Origin of the sequence: Streptomyces spororaveus (assembly GCF_016755875.1) — a bacterium.
Taxonomy (GTDB): domain Bacteria; phylum Actinomycetota; class Actinomycetes; order Streptomycetales; family Streptomycetaceae; genus Streptomyces; species Streptomyces spororaveus.
Genome location: NZ_BNED01000005.1, coordinates 5,935,915 through 5,950,612 on the forward strand (window position 1 = coordinate 5,935,915; position 14,698 = coordinate 5,950,612).

Here is a 14,698-nt window from a genome sequence, read left to right on the forward strand (position 1 = left end):
GTCGTCGGCAGCGGCCCGCCCGCGCCCTCAGCTGGCGGGCGCGGAGTCCGAGTCCGCGGGCCGCACCTTCGGCGCGCCCGCCGGACGGCCCCGGTCGACCAGGAACAGCGTCAGCACGGGCACCAGGTACAGCAGCCACACCGTGAGCTGCAGGACGGTGGGGTCGGGCTGGAAGTTGAAGACGCCCTTGAGCAGGGTCCCGTACCAGCTGTCCGGCGGGACCGTCTCGCTGATGTCGAAGGCCTTGTCGCCCAGGCCGCCCAGGAAACGGGCCTCCTGGAGGTCGTGCACCCCGTACGCGAGCACGCCCGCGGCCACGACCACCAGCATGGCGCCGGTCCACCGGAAGAACTTGGCCAGATTGATCTTCAGCGTGCCCCGGTAGAAGAGGTAGCCGAGCAGGATCGCCGTGGCGATGCCCAGCAGCACACCGATCAGCGGAGCCGAGGAACCCTCGCCGCTGGCCCGTACCGACGCCCACACGAACAGCGCCGTCTCCAGGCCCTCCCGGCCGACGGCCAGGAAGGCGGTGGCGACCAGCGCCCCGGTGCCCATGGCCAGCGCCGTGTCGAGCTTGCCGTGCAGATCGGCCTTCAGATGCCGCGCGGTGCGCTTCATCCAGAAGACCATCCACGTCACCAGACCCACCGAGATGATCGACAGGGTGCCGCCGAGCAGCTCCTGCGCCTCGAAGGTCAGCTCCTGGGTGCCGAATTCGAGCATCGCGCCGAAGGCGAGGGAGATCCCGCAGGCGATCGCGATGCCCAGCCACACGGGACGCAGGGCGTCCCGGCGGCCGGTCTTCACCAGGTAGGCGACGAGGATGCAGACGACCAGGCTGGCCTCCAGCCCCTCGCGCAGGCCGATCAGATAGTTGCCGAACACGGCGGTTGTTCCTCTCCGGCGGGGACTACGCGAACAGCGTCCGGCCCCACCAGTCGTCCTTGTCACGGACGCCCGGCGGGACGGCGAAGACGGCCGAACCCACGTGCTGGATGTATTCGTTGAGGCCGTCGGACTTGGCCAGGTTGCGCTGGATCGGGATGAAGCCCTTGCGTATGTCGCGCTGGTAGGCGAGGAAGAACAGGCCCGCGTCCAGGCGGCCCAGTCCGTCCGTGCCGTCGGTGAAGGAGTAGCCGCGGCGCAGGATCGTCGCACCGCTGTTGGTGTCCGGGTGCGCGAGGCGGACGTGGGACTCCGGCTTCATCGCCTTCAGGAACGGCTCGTCGCGCTCCTTGGACTTGCCGACCGGGGCACCCTCGCCCTTGTCGCGGCCGAAGATGTCCTCCTGCTCCTGGAGCGGGGTGCGGTCCCAGGTCTCGATGTTCATCCGGATCCGGCGCGCCACCAGGTACGAGCCGCCGGTCAGCCAGTCACTGCCGTCGCCCGCGCCGACCCACACGTGCTTGTCCAGGGCCGCCGCGTCGGTGCCGGAGATGTTCCGGGTGCCGTCCTTGAAGCCCATCATGTTGCGCGGGGTCTGCTCGTCGGGCGTGGTCGACGAGGTCTTGCCGAAGCCGAGCTGCGACCAGCGCATCGCGGTGCGGCCGAAGCCGATGCGGGCCAGCTGGCGGATCGCGTGCACGGCGACCTGCGGGTCGTCGGCGCAGGCCTGGACGCAGAGGTCGCCCCCGGAGCGGGCCGCGTCCAGGTTGTCGCCGGGGAAGAGCTCCAGGTCCACCAGCGCCTCGGGACGCTTGCCCTCCAGGCCGAACCGGCCCTTGGCGAACAGGCCCGGCCCGAAGCCGATGGTCAGCGTGAGCCGGGAGGCCTTCAGGCCCAGTGCCTCGCCCGTGTCGGTGGGCGGGGCCTCCGGCAGGCCCTCGTGGACGTCGCCGACCGGCAGACCGGCCGTCATCAGGCGGGCCGCCGCGGTCCACTCCTTGAGGAGCTTGACCAGCTCCTCGCGGTCCTTCGTCTTCACGTCGAAGGCCGCGAAGTGCAGGCGGTCCTGCACGGCGCTCGCGATACCGGCCTGGTGCTCGCCGTGGAACGGCACGGCCGCGCCGGCGGACGCCGCCGAGACCATGTCCGGGCCGCCGCCGAACGCGGCGACGGCACCGCCGGCCGCGGCGGCACCGAGCGCGAACCCGGCCCCGCCCCAGCCCAGCACCGCACGCCGTGAGGGCGCGGAAGCGCCACTGTCTTCCGGAGACTGCTGCGCAGCCGAGTCCGACTCGGTCATCATGCTCTCCCGCCTGCTTCCGTCTCTGCCGGTTACTTGGTGACCGCGGCGGCGAGCTTGGAGAGCGGCTCGGCGAGCGCGTTCACGCCGTCCGAGAGCTCCTTGCGCTCCGGCTCGCCGACCTTGTCGTACGAGGTGAACTCGTAGGTGGTCTGGTCGGCGCGGTACTTGTCCAGAAGGGTGTTCAGGGCCGTGAACTGGGTGTCGAGCTGCTTGACCAGCTCCGGGTCGTTCTTCGAGGCGATCGGCTTGAGCAGCTCGTACGCCTTCTGGGCGCCCTCGACGTTGGCCTTGAAGTCGACGAGGTCGGTGCGCGAGTAGCGCTCCTCCTCGCCGGTGACCTTGCCGGTGGCGACCTCGTCCAGGAGCTCCTTGGCGCCGTTGGCGATCGAGGTCGGGGTGATCTCCGCCTGGCCGACCTTCTTCTGCCAGTCGGTCAGGTCCGTGATCAGGGTGTCGGCGAGCTTCTTGTCGTTGTCGTCGATCTTGTTGTCGGCCCACAGGGACTTCTCCAGACGGTGCCAGCCCGTCCAGTCCTTCGCCGGGTCCTGGCCGGCCTCCAGGCCGTCCTCGCGGACGTCGACCTTCGGGTCGATGTCGCCGAAGGACTCGGCGACCGGCTCGGTGCGCTCCCAGCCGATGCGCGAGCCCGCGTACAGCTTCTTCGCGCCCTCGACGTCGCCGGCCTTGACGGCGTCCGCGAAGGCCTGCGCCTTGGGGAGGGTCTCCTCGGCCTGCTGGACCACGTACGCGCGGTAGGCGGCGACCGCGGCGTCCATCTCGGGGGAGCGCTTCTCGCCGCCGCCCTGGCCGGTGGCCTTGACCTTCTGGGAGATGCCGTCGCCCTTCATGCCGGGCTTGCAGACGATCTCGTAGTCGCCCGCCTTGATCTCGGCGGTGATGGAGGCCTTGGTGCCGGGGCCGATGTTCTCGCGCTCGGTCACGATGCGGGCGTCCGGGAAGAGGACGTAGACCTCGGTGACCTTGGAGCCCTTGTTCTCGACGTCGAGCTGCACCTTGCCGGAGGGGAACTCCGTCTTCGAGACCTCGCAGGCGCTGTCGGACGCCGTCACCTTGATCGCACCCTCGCTGCCCGCGTCGCTCTTCTGGGAGCAGCCGGTGACGGCGGTCAGAGCGGCCGCCACGGAGGCGGCGGCGATGACGGTGAGGCGAGCGGGGCGCATAGGGGGCTCCTGGCGTCGGACGTGAGGGGCCGCCCCGTGGAGGGAGAGGCCGATGAGGCGGACCTAACTTAACCGAGGCTTACCTCACCCATACCCCCGCGTACCGTGATTCAGCTCATACCTCCTCGCGCCGGACACGGCCCGGTCACGAGACCTCCATGGCAATGCCATGGTGAGGTCAAGCGGAGGTCAAGCCCGGATGGGGACCACCAGCGGGGCCCCGGTACGCGGGTGCGGGAGCACCTCCACCGGCTGGCGGTAGACCCGGCTCAGCAGCCCGCCCTCGAACACCTCGGCCGGCGGGCCGTCCGCGGCGATCCGCCCGTCGTGCAGCACGGCCGCCCGGTCCGCGTAGGCGGCGGCCAGCCCCAGATCGTGCAGGACGACGACGACCGCGTCCCCGGCCGCGGCCCGCTCCCGGCAGATGCGCAGCACGAGCTCCTGATGGCGCAGGTCCAGGGCGGCGGTCGGCTCGTCGAGCAGCAGCAGCGGGGCCCGCTGGGCCAGTACGCGGGCCAGCGCGACCCGGGCCCGCTCGCCACCGGAGAGGGCGGAGAAGGGGCGCGCGGCGAAGTCCGTGACCTCGGTGGCGGCCATGGCGAGGGCCACCGCCTCCTCGTCGGCCTCGGCGAGCGGGGTGCCGGCCCAGGGCGCGCGGCCCATCCGTACGACGTCCTCCACCGGAAAGGGGAAGGACAGTGCGGCCGACTGGGGGAGTACGGAGCGGCGCAGCGCGAGATCCGGCGCGCTCCAGTCGCCCACCGGGCGGCCGTCGATCCGGATCACCCCGGAGGCGGCGGGCAGGTCGGCGGCGAGCGCGCCCAGCAGTGTGGACTTGCCGGCGCCGTTCGGGCCGACGAGCGCCAGCACCTCGCCGGCCCGGGCGGTCAGGTCGATCCCGGCGAGCACCTCGCGCTGCCCGAGCCGCAGGTGCAGGTCCACGGCCTCGGCGACGGCGTCGCCGGGGGCGGGCCGGGCCGGTACGGTCCTGCGCGCGCGGGTGAGGAGCCCGGTCGTGAGCAGCCCCGACAGCCTGCCGGTCATGCCCAGCCTCCTTGCTTGCGACGGGTGCGGCGCAGCAGCCAGAAGAAGAACGGGCTGCCGAGCAGGGCGGTCAGTACACCGAGGGGCAGCTCGGCGGGCTGGGCGAGGGTCCGGGCGGCCAGGTCGCCCGCGACCAGGACGACGGCGCCGGCGAGGGCGCTGCCGGGGACCAGGAAGCGGTGGCCGGGGCCGTTGGCCATGCGCAGCAGGTGCGGGACGAGCAGGCCGATGAAGGTGATGACACCGGCGACGGCGACGGCGGCCGCGGTGAGCAGCGCGACGACCAGGATGAGGGCCAGGCGCAGCCGTTCGACGTCGATGCCGAGGTGGCGGGCGGGCCGTTCGCCGAGGGAGAGGAGATCGAGCCGGCGGGAGTAGAGCGGGGCGACGAGCAGGCCGGCGACGGCGCAGGGCAGCACGGCGAGGACCTTGGGCCAGGTGGCCTGGGCGAGGGAGCCGAGCTGCCAGAAGGTGATCTGGTTGACCTGGCCGCTGTCCGCGAAGAAGACGAACAGGCCGATGAGGGCGCCGGCGAAGGCGTTGACGGCGATGCCGGTGAGGATGAGGGTGACGACCTCCGTCCGCCCGCCGTTGCGGGAGAGCAGGTAGACCGAGCTGACGGTGGTCAGGCCCGCGACGAACGCGCAGACGGTGATCGTCCAGTTGCCGAAGAAGCTGAGGCCGAGGCCGATGGCGGCGACCGCGCCGACGGCGGCGCCGGCCGAGATGCCGATGACGCCGGGCTCGGCGAGGGGGTTGCCGAAGACGCCCTGCATGAGCGCGCCGGCGCAGCCGAGGCTGGCGCCGACGAGCAGGGCGAGCACGACGCGGGGGAGGCGGACGTTCCACAGCACGCTCTCGCCGACGCGGTCGAGGGGGGCGCCGCCGAGGCCGAGGTGGTGCCGGACGGAGGCGAGGACGTCGGCGAGGGGGATGTCGTAGGCGCCGACTCCTGCGGAGAGCAGGGCGAGGAGGGCGAGGGCGGCGACGAGGGCGGTGGTGAGGAGTGCGGGTCTGCGGGTGCGGGTGCGGTCGCGCTCGGGTTTGTGCGGCTCGGGCTTCGCCGTGGTGGGGGCGGTTCCGCCGGGGCCGGGCGCGCGCCGGGGCGTCTCCTCGGACGCCGAACGTGACGAGGGGTCGGAAAGCTCGACGGCAGTGCGTTCGGCGCCCTGCGGGGAGCGCCCCGGCACACACCCGGCCCCGTCGGAACCGCGGGGGTGCGGCGGCGCGCTCCCGGTCGCCTCGGAGCTACGTGTGGGTCGCGCTGAAATGCTCCCGGTCGGCTCGGAGTTGCTTGTGGGTCGCGCCGCGGTTTCGTCGGTGGTGGGCAGGTCCTTGGCTGCCGGGTCGTGGAGGGTCACCTCAGGCGGCCTTGCCGTAGAGCTGGGTGACCAGGGAGGAGAGGACCTGGTCGGTGCGCGGGCCGTAGTTGAGGAGGACGCCGTCGTCGACCGTGACCACGCGGCGGTCCATGCCGGCCGGGGTCTGGGCGACGCCCGGGATCTTCACCAGGCCGTCGATGCCGCCGACCGACTCCAGGCCCTTGGACATGACGAGGATCGCGTCGGGGGCCGCGGCCGCCAGGGCCTCGCTGGTGATGGGGGTGAAGTCCTTGCCGAGCCCGGAGTCCTTGCCGGTGTCGACCGCGCCGGCCGCCTCCAGCAGTGAGGCGGCGCCGGAGTCCGAACCGCCCAGCAGGTAGACGGAGGCGGTGCCGCGCAGGTAGAGGAAGGCCACCCGGGGCTTCTTGCCGGAGGTGGCCGGGATGTCCTTGCGGACGGTGGCGATCCGGTCGGCGGTGCGCTGGTTGAGCTGCGCGCCGGCCTCCTTGACGCCGAGCGCCGCGGCGATCGTGTCGATCCGCCTCGGTACGTCGTCCAGGGACTTGGCCGGGGTCACCACCAGGACGGGGATGCCGGCATCGCGGATCTGCTGGATCGCTTCCCCCGGGCCGCTGGTGGTCTCCGCGATGACGAGGGTTGGACGCAGGGACAGGACGCTCTCGGCGGAGACGTCGTGTCCACGTGTCACCACCGGTAGCCGGGCGGCCTGTTCGAAGGTGGCCGTGATGTCCCTCGCGACGACCTGCCGGCCGAGACCCAGCGTGTGGACGATCTCGTTGAGGCTGCCGCTCAGCGGGACGACCCGGTCCGCGGAGGTGACCGTGACCTGGGCGCCGTCGGCCGAGGGCACCGTGACCGGCAGGGCCGGCTGTGGCGCCGGGAGCGGTTCCAGCCGGTCGGGGACCGCGGCTGCGCCGGGGGCGGATGAGCCCGGGGTGGTGGCCGTACCTCCGCAGGCCGTCAGCGCGAGTGCCAGTGCTGCCACGGCAACTGCGAGGCGGGGGAAGCGGTGTGACGCGGCGGGCGTAGGCACGAAGGCACCGTCCTGATCGTCCGACTGAGGTTCTGGAGACCGGGGGGTGTTCATCCGGTCAGGGTTAGCTTAGGTTAGCCTAACCTTGCTTGCTAGCCCTGAGGAGGGGGCATTCATGCCCACGAGACCCGTCCGTACGTTCGCCGTCGCCCTGTTGGCGGCCCTGCTGGGTGCCCTGCTCCCGGCGACCGCCGCGCAGGCGGGCACCGTACAAGGGGGCCGTCTCGACTGGGGCATCAAATCGTCCTTCCAGAGTTATGTCACGGGTCCGGTGGCAAAAGGCGGCTTCAAGCTGAAGAGCGGTGCCGCCACCGTCGGCGGCAGCCTCTTCCGCTTCCACTCCGCGGCCGGCTCCTACGACCCCGGCTCCGGCACCTTCGAGGCCTCCTACTCGGGCGGGGTGTCCTTCCAGGGCCACCAGAAGCCCGACGGCGTCCACGAGCTGGACATGACCATCAGCCGCCCGACCGTCAAGATCTCCGGCGGCAAGGGCACCCTGTACGTGGACGTCTCCAGCAAGGCCAAGGACAGCGGCGCGGTCACCGACCAGTCGCAGGTCGCCTTCGCCTCGCTCGGCGTCGGCGGCATCAACATGAAGGGCGGCGCCGGCCCGCTGTCCCTCACCAACATCCCGGCCACCCTCACCGCGGAAGGCGCCAAGGCCTTCGCCGGGTACTACGGCGCCGGCACCCAGCTCGACCCCGTCTCGCTCACCGCCGACGTCAAGGCCGCCCCGGTCGCCGCGCCCGCGCCGTCGGCCCCGGCCGCGCAGCCGAGCGCCACCGCGCAGACCCCGCAGGCGCCGGGCGCCTTCGCCGACGCCGCCGTCGACTGGGGGGTGCGCCGCACCTTCCGCGAGTACGTCACCGGCTCGGTCGGCCAGGGCGGGTGGACCCTCGCCGAGGGGGCCCAGGACGGTGGCGCGCTCTTCCGCTTCCCGCAGGGCAAAGGCTCGTTCGACGGGGCGAAAAGCACGCTCGACGCGGCCTTCGCCGGAACCGTCCGGTTCACCGGCGCCCACCTCGACCTCACCCTCGGCAGGATGAGCGTGAAGGTGGAGAACGGCAAGGGAATCCTGTCCGCGGACGTCACCACCGGCGGTGCGACGAAGAACGCCGTCCCGCTCGTGGAGTTCGACGCCGCGGGTCTGAAGACCGAGGGCAAACTGGCCGCCCTGACCGAAGCCCCGGCCACCCTCACCGAGGGCGGCTCCCAGGCCTTCAACTCCATGTACAAGGCCGGCACCGAGATGGACCCCGTCTCGCTCGCCGTCGCCCTGGACTCCACCGCCCGGCTGCCCGCCCTGCCCGACCTGGGTTCGACGGCCTCGCCCGCCCCCGCCGCCCCCGCGGCCGCGTCGCCGTCCGCCGGGTCCGCTCCCGCCGCGAAGGCCGAGGAGTCCTCGGACACCGGGCTCTTCATCGCCCTCGCCGTGGCCGTCCTGGTCCTGGCCGGCGGCGGCGCCTTCCTGGCCGTGCGCAAGCGGCGTACGGCAGCCGCTGCCTCGCCGGCGCCGACCGACGCGCCCCGGTAGCACCCCCTCCCCCTCCCCCTCCCCCTCCCCCTCCCCCTCCCCCTCCCTCTCCCCTTCCCCGTCCCCCTGGTCCTTCAGGAGTACCCAGTCATGTCGTCCATCCGACGCCCGATCTCCCTCGCGGCCGCGGTCCTGACCGCCGCGGCGCTCGGCGCCACCGCCTTCGCCCTGCCCGCCACCGCCGCGGGCGGCCCGCCCACCGAACCGATGAAGATCACCGGCGGCACCCTCGACTGGGGTGTGCTCGCCAGCTACCGCGCCTACGTGACCGGCATGGCCAAGGGCACCATCACCGTCGCGGACGGGGCCGAGCAGAACAAGGACGGCACCCTGCGCTTCGGCGCGCCGACCGGTGCGTACGAGCCGGCCAACGGGCACGTGGTGAAGGCCGCCTTCAAGGGCAGCGTCACCTTCTCCTCGCCCGCCCCGCCGGCCGGCCACGGCTTCGAGGTCAAGCTCTCGGACTTCCGTATCGACACCGGGACCAAGAAGCTCACCGCGGACGTCACCAAGGGCGGCGCGACCACCCAGGACGTGCCGCTGGCCGCCGTGGCCTTCGCCGGCCAGACGATGGACAACCTGGGGACCACGCTCACCGCGGAAGCCGCGGACGCCCTCGGCTACCCGGGCTACAAGGACAAGGCGGGCGACCCGCTCACCGCGAAGCTGCAGTTCGAGAAGCCCGCCCCCGAGCCCACCCCGGAGAACACCACCAAGAACCCGACGCCTCCGGCCGACGACACGCAGAAGGTGCTCAGCGGCAGGCTGACGTGGGGTGTGAAGGAGTCCTTCCGCACATACGTGCTGAGCGCGGGCTCGATCACCCCGGCCAGCGGCGCCGCCAAGAACGGCGACACCTTCGACTTCGCCTTCGGCAAGGGCGACCTGGACGTCAAGAAGCAGAAGCTGAACGCCTCCTTCCAGGGCAACCTCCGCTTCCAGTACGCGGCCCACGGCATCGACATGACCTTCGGCGACCCGCGCGTCGAGGCCACCGGCAAGACCGGCACCCTCTACGTGGACGTCAAGAACGCCTCCGGCGCCAAGACGGGCCTTCGCTTCGCCACGCTCGACCTGTCGAAGACCGACTACAAGACCAGGAACGGCGTCCTGGCGCTGAACGCGGTCCCGGCGGCCTTCACCGCCGAGGGCGCGGCCGCCTTCGCCAACGCCACCACCGGGTCCATGTACAAGGCGGGCGACCCGATGGATCCGCTCACCTTCGCCGTGGCGGTGGACAAGGACGCCACCCTGCCGAGCGCCGGCGGTACGACGGGCGGCTCGAACGGAGGCGCCGCCGGCGGAACCGGCGGCACCACGGGCGGTACGGGCAGCACGGTCGGCGGCGGCTCCTCCACCGGCGGCTCCGCCGTCGGCGGCAACCTCGCCGACACCGGCGCCGAGATCCCGGCCGGGGCCCTGCTCACCACCTCCGGCGTGGTGATCGCGGCCGGCGCGGGCGCGGTGTACCTCGCGCGCAGGCGGCGTACGTCCCAGGTCTGAGCCGTGCTTGAATTCCCGCGTGAACGATCTCGACGTGTTGAAGGTCTTCTGCGCGGGTGACGGCCGCTTCGGCAACCTGCTCGGCGTCGTACGCGACGGCCGGACCTGCCCCGACGATGCGTCACGGCAGGCGCTGGCCGCCGAACTCGGCTACAGCGAGACGGTGTTCGTCGACGACCCCGAGCGCGGGGTCGTCGACATCCGCACCCCCGGCACGCGCATGTCCTTCGCGGGGCATCCGCTGGTCGGGGCCGCGTGGTTGCTGGACATAGAGGAGCTCCAGCCGCCCGCCGGATCCGTATGGGCCCGGGACGACGGGGAGTTCACCTGGATCACGGCCCGCCCCGAGTGGGTCGAGGGCAAGCGCACCGAGCAGTACGCATCCGTCGCCGAGGTCGAGGCGCTGCCCGCCCCGCCGCCCGGCGAGGGCTGGCTGTACGCCTGGGCCTGGGAGGACGAGGCCGCCGGCCGCGTACGGGCCCGGGGCTTTCCGCGCCGCCCCGACGGGATCATCACCGAGGACGAGGCCACGGGCTCGGCCGCGATCCTGCTGACGGCCCAGCTGAACCGTGCCCTGAACATCACCCAGGGCGCCGGCTCCCAGATCCTCACCGCCCCCGGCCCGGACGGCACGGTGGAGATCGGCGGCCGCGTCCGCTTCGCCCCGAGCCCTCACCCGGACCCGGACCCGGACCGGATCTGACCCACCGCCTCTGGGTATTTCGCGCAGGGGAAGTGAGTACGCCGGCGCTGATGCCGCCACCGGCTGGCGCGGTGCAATGGCGGCATGACGAAGACTTCGGTGACCCGCCGCCCCGACGAGCGGCGGCAATGGCTGCCGGTGGCGGCGCTCTTCACCGTGCTGGGCCCGGTGGCCGTGTGGTGCGGCCGGGCGACCTCCTACCTGCCCGGCTTCCCGCCCGGGCTGGTCTGGTTCTACGCCCTCCCGGTGGCGATGGTGGCCTTCACCTGGATCCCGCCGCGGACCGACGCGCAGCGCGGGCGGCGGCTCGCGGTCGGGAGCGCAGGCTGCCTCCTGGCCTTCTTCTACCCCCACCTGGTCCTCGTCACGATCCTCACGCTCTGGGGGTTCTCGGGCGGCTGACACGGGGTGCGCAGCGCCGGATCTTTTACCGACAATGCGTCGGGAACTCATTGACTTAGGCAAACCTAAGTAGGAAGATCGGGCATGGCGGCACGGCCCGCCGCGCCTGTTTCCTCTTCCTGGAGGTCCGCCTTGGACGCCTTCTCTACGGTCATCCGCGTCGCCTCGCACGAGCAGCACACCGAGGCGGAGACGTCGACCTTCATGAGCGACCTGCTGGGTGGGCGGCTCGGCGTGGACGCCTACACGCGCTACACCGAGCAGCTGTGGTTCGTGTACCGGGCCCTGGAGGACGCGGCCGAATCCCTCAAGGACGACCCGGTGGCAGGCCCGTTCATCCGGCCCGAGCTGATGCGCGTGGGCGAGATCGAGCGCGACCTCGCCCACCTGGTGGGCCCGGACTGGCGCGAGAGTGTGGCGGCCCTGCCCGCGACGCGCGCCTACGCCGAGCGCGTGGCGCAGTGCGCCGCCGAGTGGCCGGGCGGGTACGTGGCCCACCACTACACCCGCTACCTGGGCGACCTCTCCGGCGGCCAGATCATCCGCGACAAGGCGGAGCGCACCTGGGGCTTCGAGCGCAAGGGCGACGGCGTCCGGTTCTACGTCTTCTCGGACATCTCCAACCCGGCCGCCTTCAAGCGGACCTACCGTGAGCTGCTGGACGCCATAGCCGCGGACGACCTGGAGAAGCAGCGCATCATCGACGAGTGCAAGCGCGCCTTCGACTTCAACGGCGCGGTCTTCCGCGAGCTGGGCGAGCAGTTCCCGCTCAGCGCGTAAGGGGTGGTACACGACCGGGCCCGGTGCACAGGTGCACCGGGCCCGGTCGTGTGCGCGCGGAGAGCGCCGGAACGCCTACGGCAGGGTCAGGATCTCCGCGCCGGAGTCCGTGACCACCAGCGTGTGCTCGAACTGCGCGGTCCGCTTGCGGTCCTTCGTGACGACCGTCCAGCCGTCCTCCCACATGTCGTACTCGTGGGTGCCCAGGGTCAGCATCGGCTCGATCGTGAAGGTCATGCCGGGCTCGATGACCGTGGTGGCGTGCGGGCTGTCGTAGTGCGGGACGATCAGACCGGAGTGGAAGGACGAGTTGATGCCGTGCCCGGTGAAGTCCCGGACCACGCCGTAACCGAAGCGCTTCGCGTACGACTCGATGACCCGGCCGATGATGTTGATCTGACGGCCCGGCTTGACGGCCTTGATGGCCCGGTTCAGCGCCTCCCGGGTGCGTTCCACCAGCAGCCGCGACTCCTCGTCCACCTCCCCGCACAGGTACGTCGCGTTGTTGTCGCCGTGCACGCCGCCGATGTACGCGGTCACGTCGAGGTTCACGATGTCGCCGTCGCGCAGGACGGTGGAATCGGGGATTCCGTGGCAGATGACCTCGTTCACGGAGGAACACAGCGACTTCGGGAAGCCCCGGTAGCCGAGCGTCGAGGGGTAGGCCCCGTGGTCGCACATGTACGCGTGGGCGACCCGGTCGAGCTCGTCGGTGGTCACCCCCGGCGCGATCAGCTTCGCGGCCTCCTCCATCGCCTGGGCGGCGATCCGGCCGGCGATGCGCATGGCCTCGATGGTCTCGGCCGTCTGCACCTCCGGTCCGGTGTACGGAGTGGGTGCGGGCTTGCCCACGTACTCGGGCCGACGGATGTTTCCGGGAACGGAACGGACGGGAGAGAGCTCGCCTGGTACGAGCAGCGACTGGCCAGACATGCGAGCGAGTGTATCCAGCGGGGATGGGGCAGCATGGCGGGACGGAGCGGTACGAGAGGAGCCCGACGACGATGGCCCTGTTCAAGAAGCGTCAGGTGGGCAAACCCGGCGAGTGGTACTACTGCCTGGTCCACAAGAAGGTCGAGGAAGGCCCCGACTGTCCGGCCAAGGACCGGTTCGGGCCGTACGGAACCCCGGAGGAGGCGAACCACGCCATGGAGACGGCGCAGGAACGCAACCTCGAATGGCAGAACGACCCCAAGTGGAACGACAGGACCCGCGAGGACGAAGAGGGTACGGCCGGTACGGGCGGGGCGTAGTCCCTACCAGCGGCTGGGCGGCGGCGCGGTCAGCTGATCGGCCAGCCGCGCCAGCCGGTCCCGGAACCGGCGCGGGCCCCGCTGCGCCGGCATGCCGTTCTCCCCGGCCGCCGCGCTGACCAGGTGCTGCACGGTGTCCAGATCCATCCCGTCGTCCCGGCCCGCCGCCCCTGCCGGTACCGACAGCGCGTCGTGGGCGAGGGCGCCCAGCTCCCGGTCCCCGCCGTCCAGGGACAGTACGGTCGCCCCCGCGCGCCGGGCGTCGTGGACGCGCTCCAGCAGCCCCGCACCCGGCGTCCCGGGCGCCACCACCAGCAGCGTGTGCCCGCGCCGGGCCGCCGCCAGCCGGCCCAGCCCGACCGACAGGTGCGGCGGCTCCCCGGGCCGTACGCGGTGGCGTACGAGCGTGGGCGCGAGCTCCGGCCGGCCCGACCAGGCGGCCTCGTCGACCAGGTGCGCGGCCAGATGCCAGGGCTCGTAGCCCTCGGTCCCCACCAGCAGCAGGTGACCGCCGGCCGGCACCACGGACCGGCGCAGCGATCCGGCGAAGCGGCGCGCGGCACCCGGCCACTGCGTACCGGCGAGCACCTCGCGCAGCAGCGCGACCCTCACGGCGTCCATATCGGCATCCTGCACCATGCGGACGACACGGGGGAGCGGTTCCCTCCCCTTCGACTGTGGGCTACCCGGCAGTACGCTCGCCCCCATGACTTCCTCAGACAACACGCAGAAGCCGCCGGTCAAGGACCCGTGGGAGCTGCCGGACGTGTCCGGCCTCGTCGTCGGCGTCCTCGGCGGCACCGGTGACCAGGGCCGGGGCCTGGCCTACCGGCTCGCCAGGGCCGGCCAGAAGGTGATCATCGGCTCCCGCGCCGCGGACCGCGCGCAGACCGCGGCCGACGAGCTGGGCCTCGGCGTGGAGGGTGCGGACAACGCCGAGTGCGCGCGCCGCAGCGACATCGTCATCATCGCGGTGCCGTGGGAGGGCCACGCCAAGACCCTCGAAGCGCTGCGCGAGGACCTCGCGGGCAAGCTCGTGGTGGACTGCGTGAACCCGCTCGGCTTCGACAAGCAGGGCGCCTACGCCCTCCAGGTCGAAGAGGGCAGCGCCGCCCAGCAGGCCGCCGCCCTGCTCCCGGACTCCCGCGTCACCGCCGCCTTCCACCACCTCTCGGCCGTCCTGCTCCAGGACGAGTCGATCGACGAGATCGACACCGACGTGATGGTCCTCGGCGAGGTCCGCGCCGACACGGACATCGTCCAGGCCCTGGCCGCCCGTATCCCGGGCATGCGGGGCGTCTTCGCGGGCCGCCTGCGCAACGCCCACCAGGTCGAGTCGCTGGTGGCCAACCTGATCTCCACCAACCGCCGCTACAAGGCCCACGCGGGCCTGCGCGTCACGGACCTCTGACCCGGCCCGCACACCGCACCCGACGTCACGTCACCCGGATGGATCGACGGCGTCCTTACGGCAGCACTGCGGGGCATGGGGGACACTGGAGGGGCTCGACCCCGTTCAGTGTTTCCGAGGAGCTCTTCCCATGCCCCGCCTTGCCGTCTTCGCCATTGTCGTCTGCGCCTGTGCGGTGGTCGCGGCCGTCGTCGCCTTCGTCGAGGGCAGCTTCCTCGGGATCGTCTGGGTGCTGCTGGCCGGCCTCACGTCCAACATGGCCTGGTACTACCTGCGCAAGGCGAAGGCCGAGAAGGCCTCCGCCGCGCGCAACGCGATCTAGG

The 14,698-nt window shown here is 72.1% G+C and carries 16 protein-coding genes; 8 read left to right on the top strand and 8 right to left on the bottom strand.

The window, feature by feature from the left end:
* Window positions 1-27: 27 nt before the first annotated feature.
* From efeU to Sspor_RS29310, 6 genes are all read right to left on the bottom strand, one after another.
* On the bottom strand, window positions 28-885 hold the full coding sequence (efeU, locus tag Sspor_RS29285) for an iron uptake transporter permease EfeU (protein WP_202201781.1): 858 nt from the start codon (window positions 883-885) through the stop codon (window positions 28-30).
* Between the two features lie 25 nt (window positions 886-910).
* Entirely contained in the window at window positions 911-2,188 is a 1,278-nt protein-coding gene (gene efeB, locus Sspor_RS29290; RefSeq protein WP_372499645.1) for an iron uptake transporter deferrochelatase/peroxidase subunit, read from the bottom strand.
* Between the two features lie 29 nt (window positions 2,189-2,217).
* The gene (efeO, locus tag Sspor_RS29295; RefSeq protein WP_202201782.1) at window positions 2,218-3,369 is read right to left on the bottom strand and encodes an iron uptake system protein EfeO; all 1,152 of its coding nucleotides are present in this window, start codon (window positions 3,367-3,369) and stop codon (window positions 2,218-2,220) included.
* Window positions 3,370-3,558: 189 nt separating this feature from the next.
* Window positions 3,559-4,413 (bottom strand): heme ABC transporter ATP-binding protein, encoded by an 855-nt coding sequence (locus Sspor_RS29300; RefSeq protein WP_202201783.1) that lies wholly within the window; start codon window positions 4,411-4,413, stop codon window positions 3,559-3,561.
* Window positions 4,410-5,603 (bottom strand): FecCD family ABC transporter permease, encoded by a 1,194-nt coding sequence (locus Sspor_RS29305; RefSeq protein WP_237404078.1) that lies wholly within the window; start codon window positions 5,601-5,603, stop codon window positions 4,410-4,412. The genes Sspor_RS29300 and Sspor_RS29305 overlap by 4 nt, the downstream gene beginning before the upstream one ends.
* A gap of 172 nt (window positions 5,604-5,775) precedes the next feature.
* A complete protein-coding gene (locus Sspor_RS29310; protein WP_202201784.1) occupies window positions 5,776-6,843 on the bottom strand; it encodes a heme/hemin ABC transporter substrate-binding protein in 1,068 nt (355 codons plus the stop codon).
* 61 nt (window positions 6,844-6,904) lie between these two features.
* Here Sspor_RS29310 and Sspor_RS29315 point away from each other — a divergent pair, with 61 nt between their 5' ends.
* From Sspor_RS29315 to Sspor_RS29335, 5 genes are all read left to right on the top strand, one after another.
* Window positions 6,905-8,323: an HtaA domain-containing protein gene (locus tag Sspor_RS29315; RefSeq protein ID WP_202201785.1), complete on the top strand. Its 1,419-nt coding sequence runs from the start codon at window positions 6,905-6,907 to the stop codon at window positions 8,321-8,323.
* Between the two features lie 90 nt (window positions 8,324-8,413).
* Window positions 8,414-9,826 carry an HtaA domain-containing protein gene (locus tag Sspor_RS29320; protein ID WP_202201786.1) on the top strand — a complete coding sequence of 471 codons (1,413 nt, stop codon included), beginning with the start codon at window positions 8,414-8,416 and terminating at the stop codon, window positions 9,824-9,826.
* Window positions 9,827-9,845: 19 nt separating this feature from the next.
* Window positions 9,846-10,529, top strand: a complete 684-nt coding sequence (locus tag Sspor_RS29325) for a PhzF family phenazine biosynthesis protein (protein ID WP_202201787.1) — start codon at window positions 9,846-9,848, stop codon at window positions 10,527-10,529.
* An 84-nt stretch (window positions 10,530-10,613) separates the two neighbouring features.
* Window positions 10,614-10,931 carry a hypothetical protein gene (locus Sspor_RS29330; protein WP_202201788.1) on the top strand — a complete coding sequence of 106 codons (318 nt, stop codon included), beginning with the start codon at window positions 10,614-10,616 and terminating at the stop codon, window positions 10,929-10,931.
* An 84-nt stretch (window positions 10,932-11,015) separates the two neighbouring features.
* Complete coding sequence (locus Sspor_RS29335) at window positions 11,016-11,711, top strand: biliverdin-producing heme oxygenase (protein ID WP_202201789.1); 696 nt, start codon at window positions 11,016-11,018, stop codon at window positions 11,709-11,711.
* A 75-nt stretch (window positions 11,712-11,786) separates the two neighbouring features.
* Here Sspor_RS29335 and map read toward each other — a convergent pair whose 3' ends face one another.
* The gene (gene map, locus Sspor_RS29340; protein WP_109778670.1) at window positions 11,787-12,644 is read right to left on the bottom strand and encodes a type I methionyl aminopeptidase; all 858 of its coding nucleotides are present in this window, start codon (window positions 12,642-12,644) and stop codon (window positions 11,787-11,789) included.
* Window positions 12,645-12,715: 71 nt separating this feature from the next.
* Between map and Sspor_RS29345 the strand changes: the two genes are divergently transcribed.
* Entirely contained in the window at window positions 12,716-12,964 is a 249-nt protein-coding gene (locus tag Sspor_RS29345; RefSeq protein ID WP_202203939.1) for a hypothetical protein, read from the top strand.
* A 3-nt stretch (window positions 12,965-12,967) separates the two neighbouring features.
* Here the strand turns inward: Sspor_RS29345 and Sspor_RS29350 are convergent, their stop codons facing one another.
* Window positions 12,968-13,585 carry a hypothetical protein gene (locus Sspor_RS29350; RefSeq protein WP_202201790.1) on the bottom strand — a complete coding sequence of 206 codons (618 nt, stop codon included), beginning with the start codon at window positions 13,583-13,585 and terminating at the stop codon, window positions 12,968-12,970.
* 85 nt (window positions 13,586-13,670) lie between these two features.
* Between Sspor_RS29350 and npdG the strand changes: the two genes are divergently transcribed.
* Together npdG and Sspor_RS29360 are read left to right on the top strand one after the other, a co-directional pair.
* Window positions 13,671-14,375: an NADPH-dependent F420 reductase gene (gene npdG / locus Sspor_RS29355; RefSeq protein ID WP_030012309.1), complete on the top strand. Its 705-nt coding sequence runs from the start codon at window positions 13,671-13,673 to the stop codon at window positions 14,373-14,375.
* 130 nt (window positions 14,376-14,505) lie between these two features.
* Window positions 14,506-14,697, top strand: a complete 192-nt coding sequence (locus tag Sspor_RS29360) for a hypothetical protein (RefSeq protein WP_202201791.1) — start codon at window positions 14,506-14,508, stop codon at window positions 14,695-14,697.
* Window position 14,698 lies beyond the last annotated feature (1 nt).

Excerpts from the sequence above, each read along its gene's own strand:
- efeB (WP_372499645.1), bottom strand. The coding sequence starts at position 2,188 with ATGATGACCGAGTCGGACTCGGCTGCGCAGCAGTCTCCGGAAGACAGT.
- efeO (WP_202201782.1), bottom strand. The coding sequence starts at position 3,369 with ATGCGCCCCGCTCGCCTCACCGTCATCGCCGCCGCCTCCGTGGCGGCC.
- Sspor_RS29300 (WP_202201783.1), bottom strand. The coding sequence starts at position 4,413 with ATGACCGGCAGGCTGTCGGGGCTGCTCACGACCGGGCTCCTCACCCGC.
- Sspor_RS29310 (WP_202201784.1), bottom strand. The coding sequence starts at position 6,843 with ATGAACACCCCCCGGTCTCCAGAACCTCAGTCGGACGATCAGGACGGT.
- Sspor_RS29315 (WP_202201785.1), top strand. The coding sequence starts at position 6,905 with ATGCCCACGAGACCCGTCCGTACGTTCGCCGTCGCCCTGTTGGCGGCC.
- Sspor_RS29320 (WP_202201786.1), top strand. The coding sequence starts at position 8,414 with ATGTCGTCCATCCGACGCCCGATCTCCCTCGCGGCCGCGGTCCTGACC.
- Sspor_RS29330 (WP_202201788.1), top strand. The coding sequence starts at position 10,614 with ATGACGAAGACTTCGGTGACCCGCCGCCCCGACGAGCGGCGGCAATGG.
- Sspor_RS29335 (WP_202201789.1), top strand. The coding sequence starts at position 11,016 with ATGGCGGCACGGCCCGCCGCGCCTGTTTCCTCTTCCTGGAGGTCCGCC.
- map (WP_109778670.1), bottom strand. The coding sequence starts at position 12,644 with ATGTCTGGCCAGTCGCTGCTCGTACCAGGCGAGCTCTCTCCCGTCCGT.
- Sspor_RS29345 (WP_202203939.1), top strand. The coding sequence starts at position 12,716 with ATGGCCCTGTTCAAGAAGCGTCAGGTGGGCAAACCCGGCGAGTGGTAC.
- Sspor_RS29350 (WP_202201790.1), bottom strand. The coding sequence starts at position 13,585 with ATGGACGCCGTGAGGGTCGCGCTGCTGCGCGAGGTGCTCGCCGGTACG.
- npdG (WP_030012309.1), top strand. The coding sequence starts at position 13,671 with ATGACTTCCTCAGACAACACGCAGAAGCCGCCGGTCAAGGACCCGTGG.
- Sspor_RS29360 (WP_202201791.1), top strand. The coding sequence starts at position 14,506 with ATGCCCCGCCTTGCCGTCTTCGCCATTGTCGTCTGCGCCTGTGCGGTG.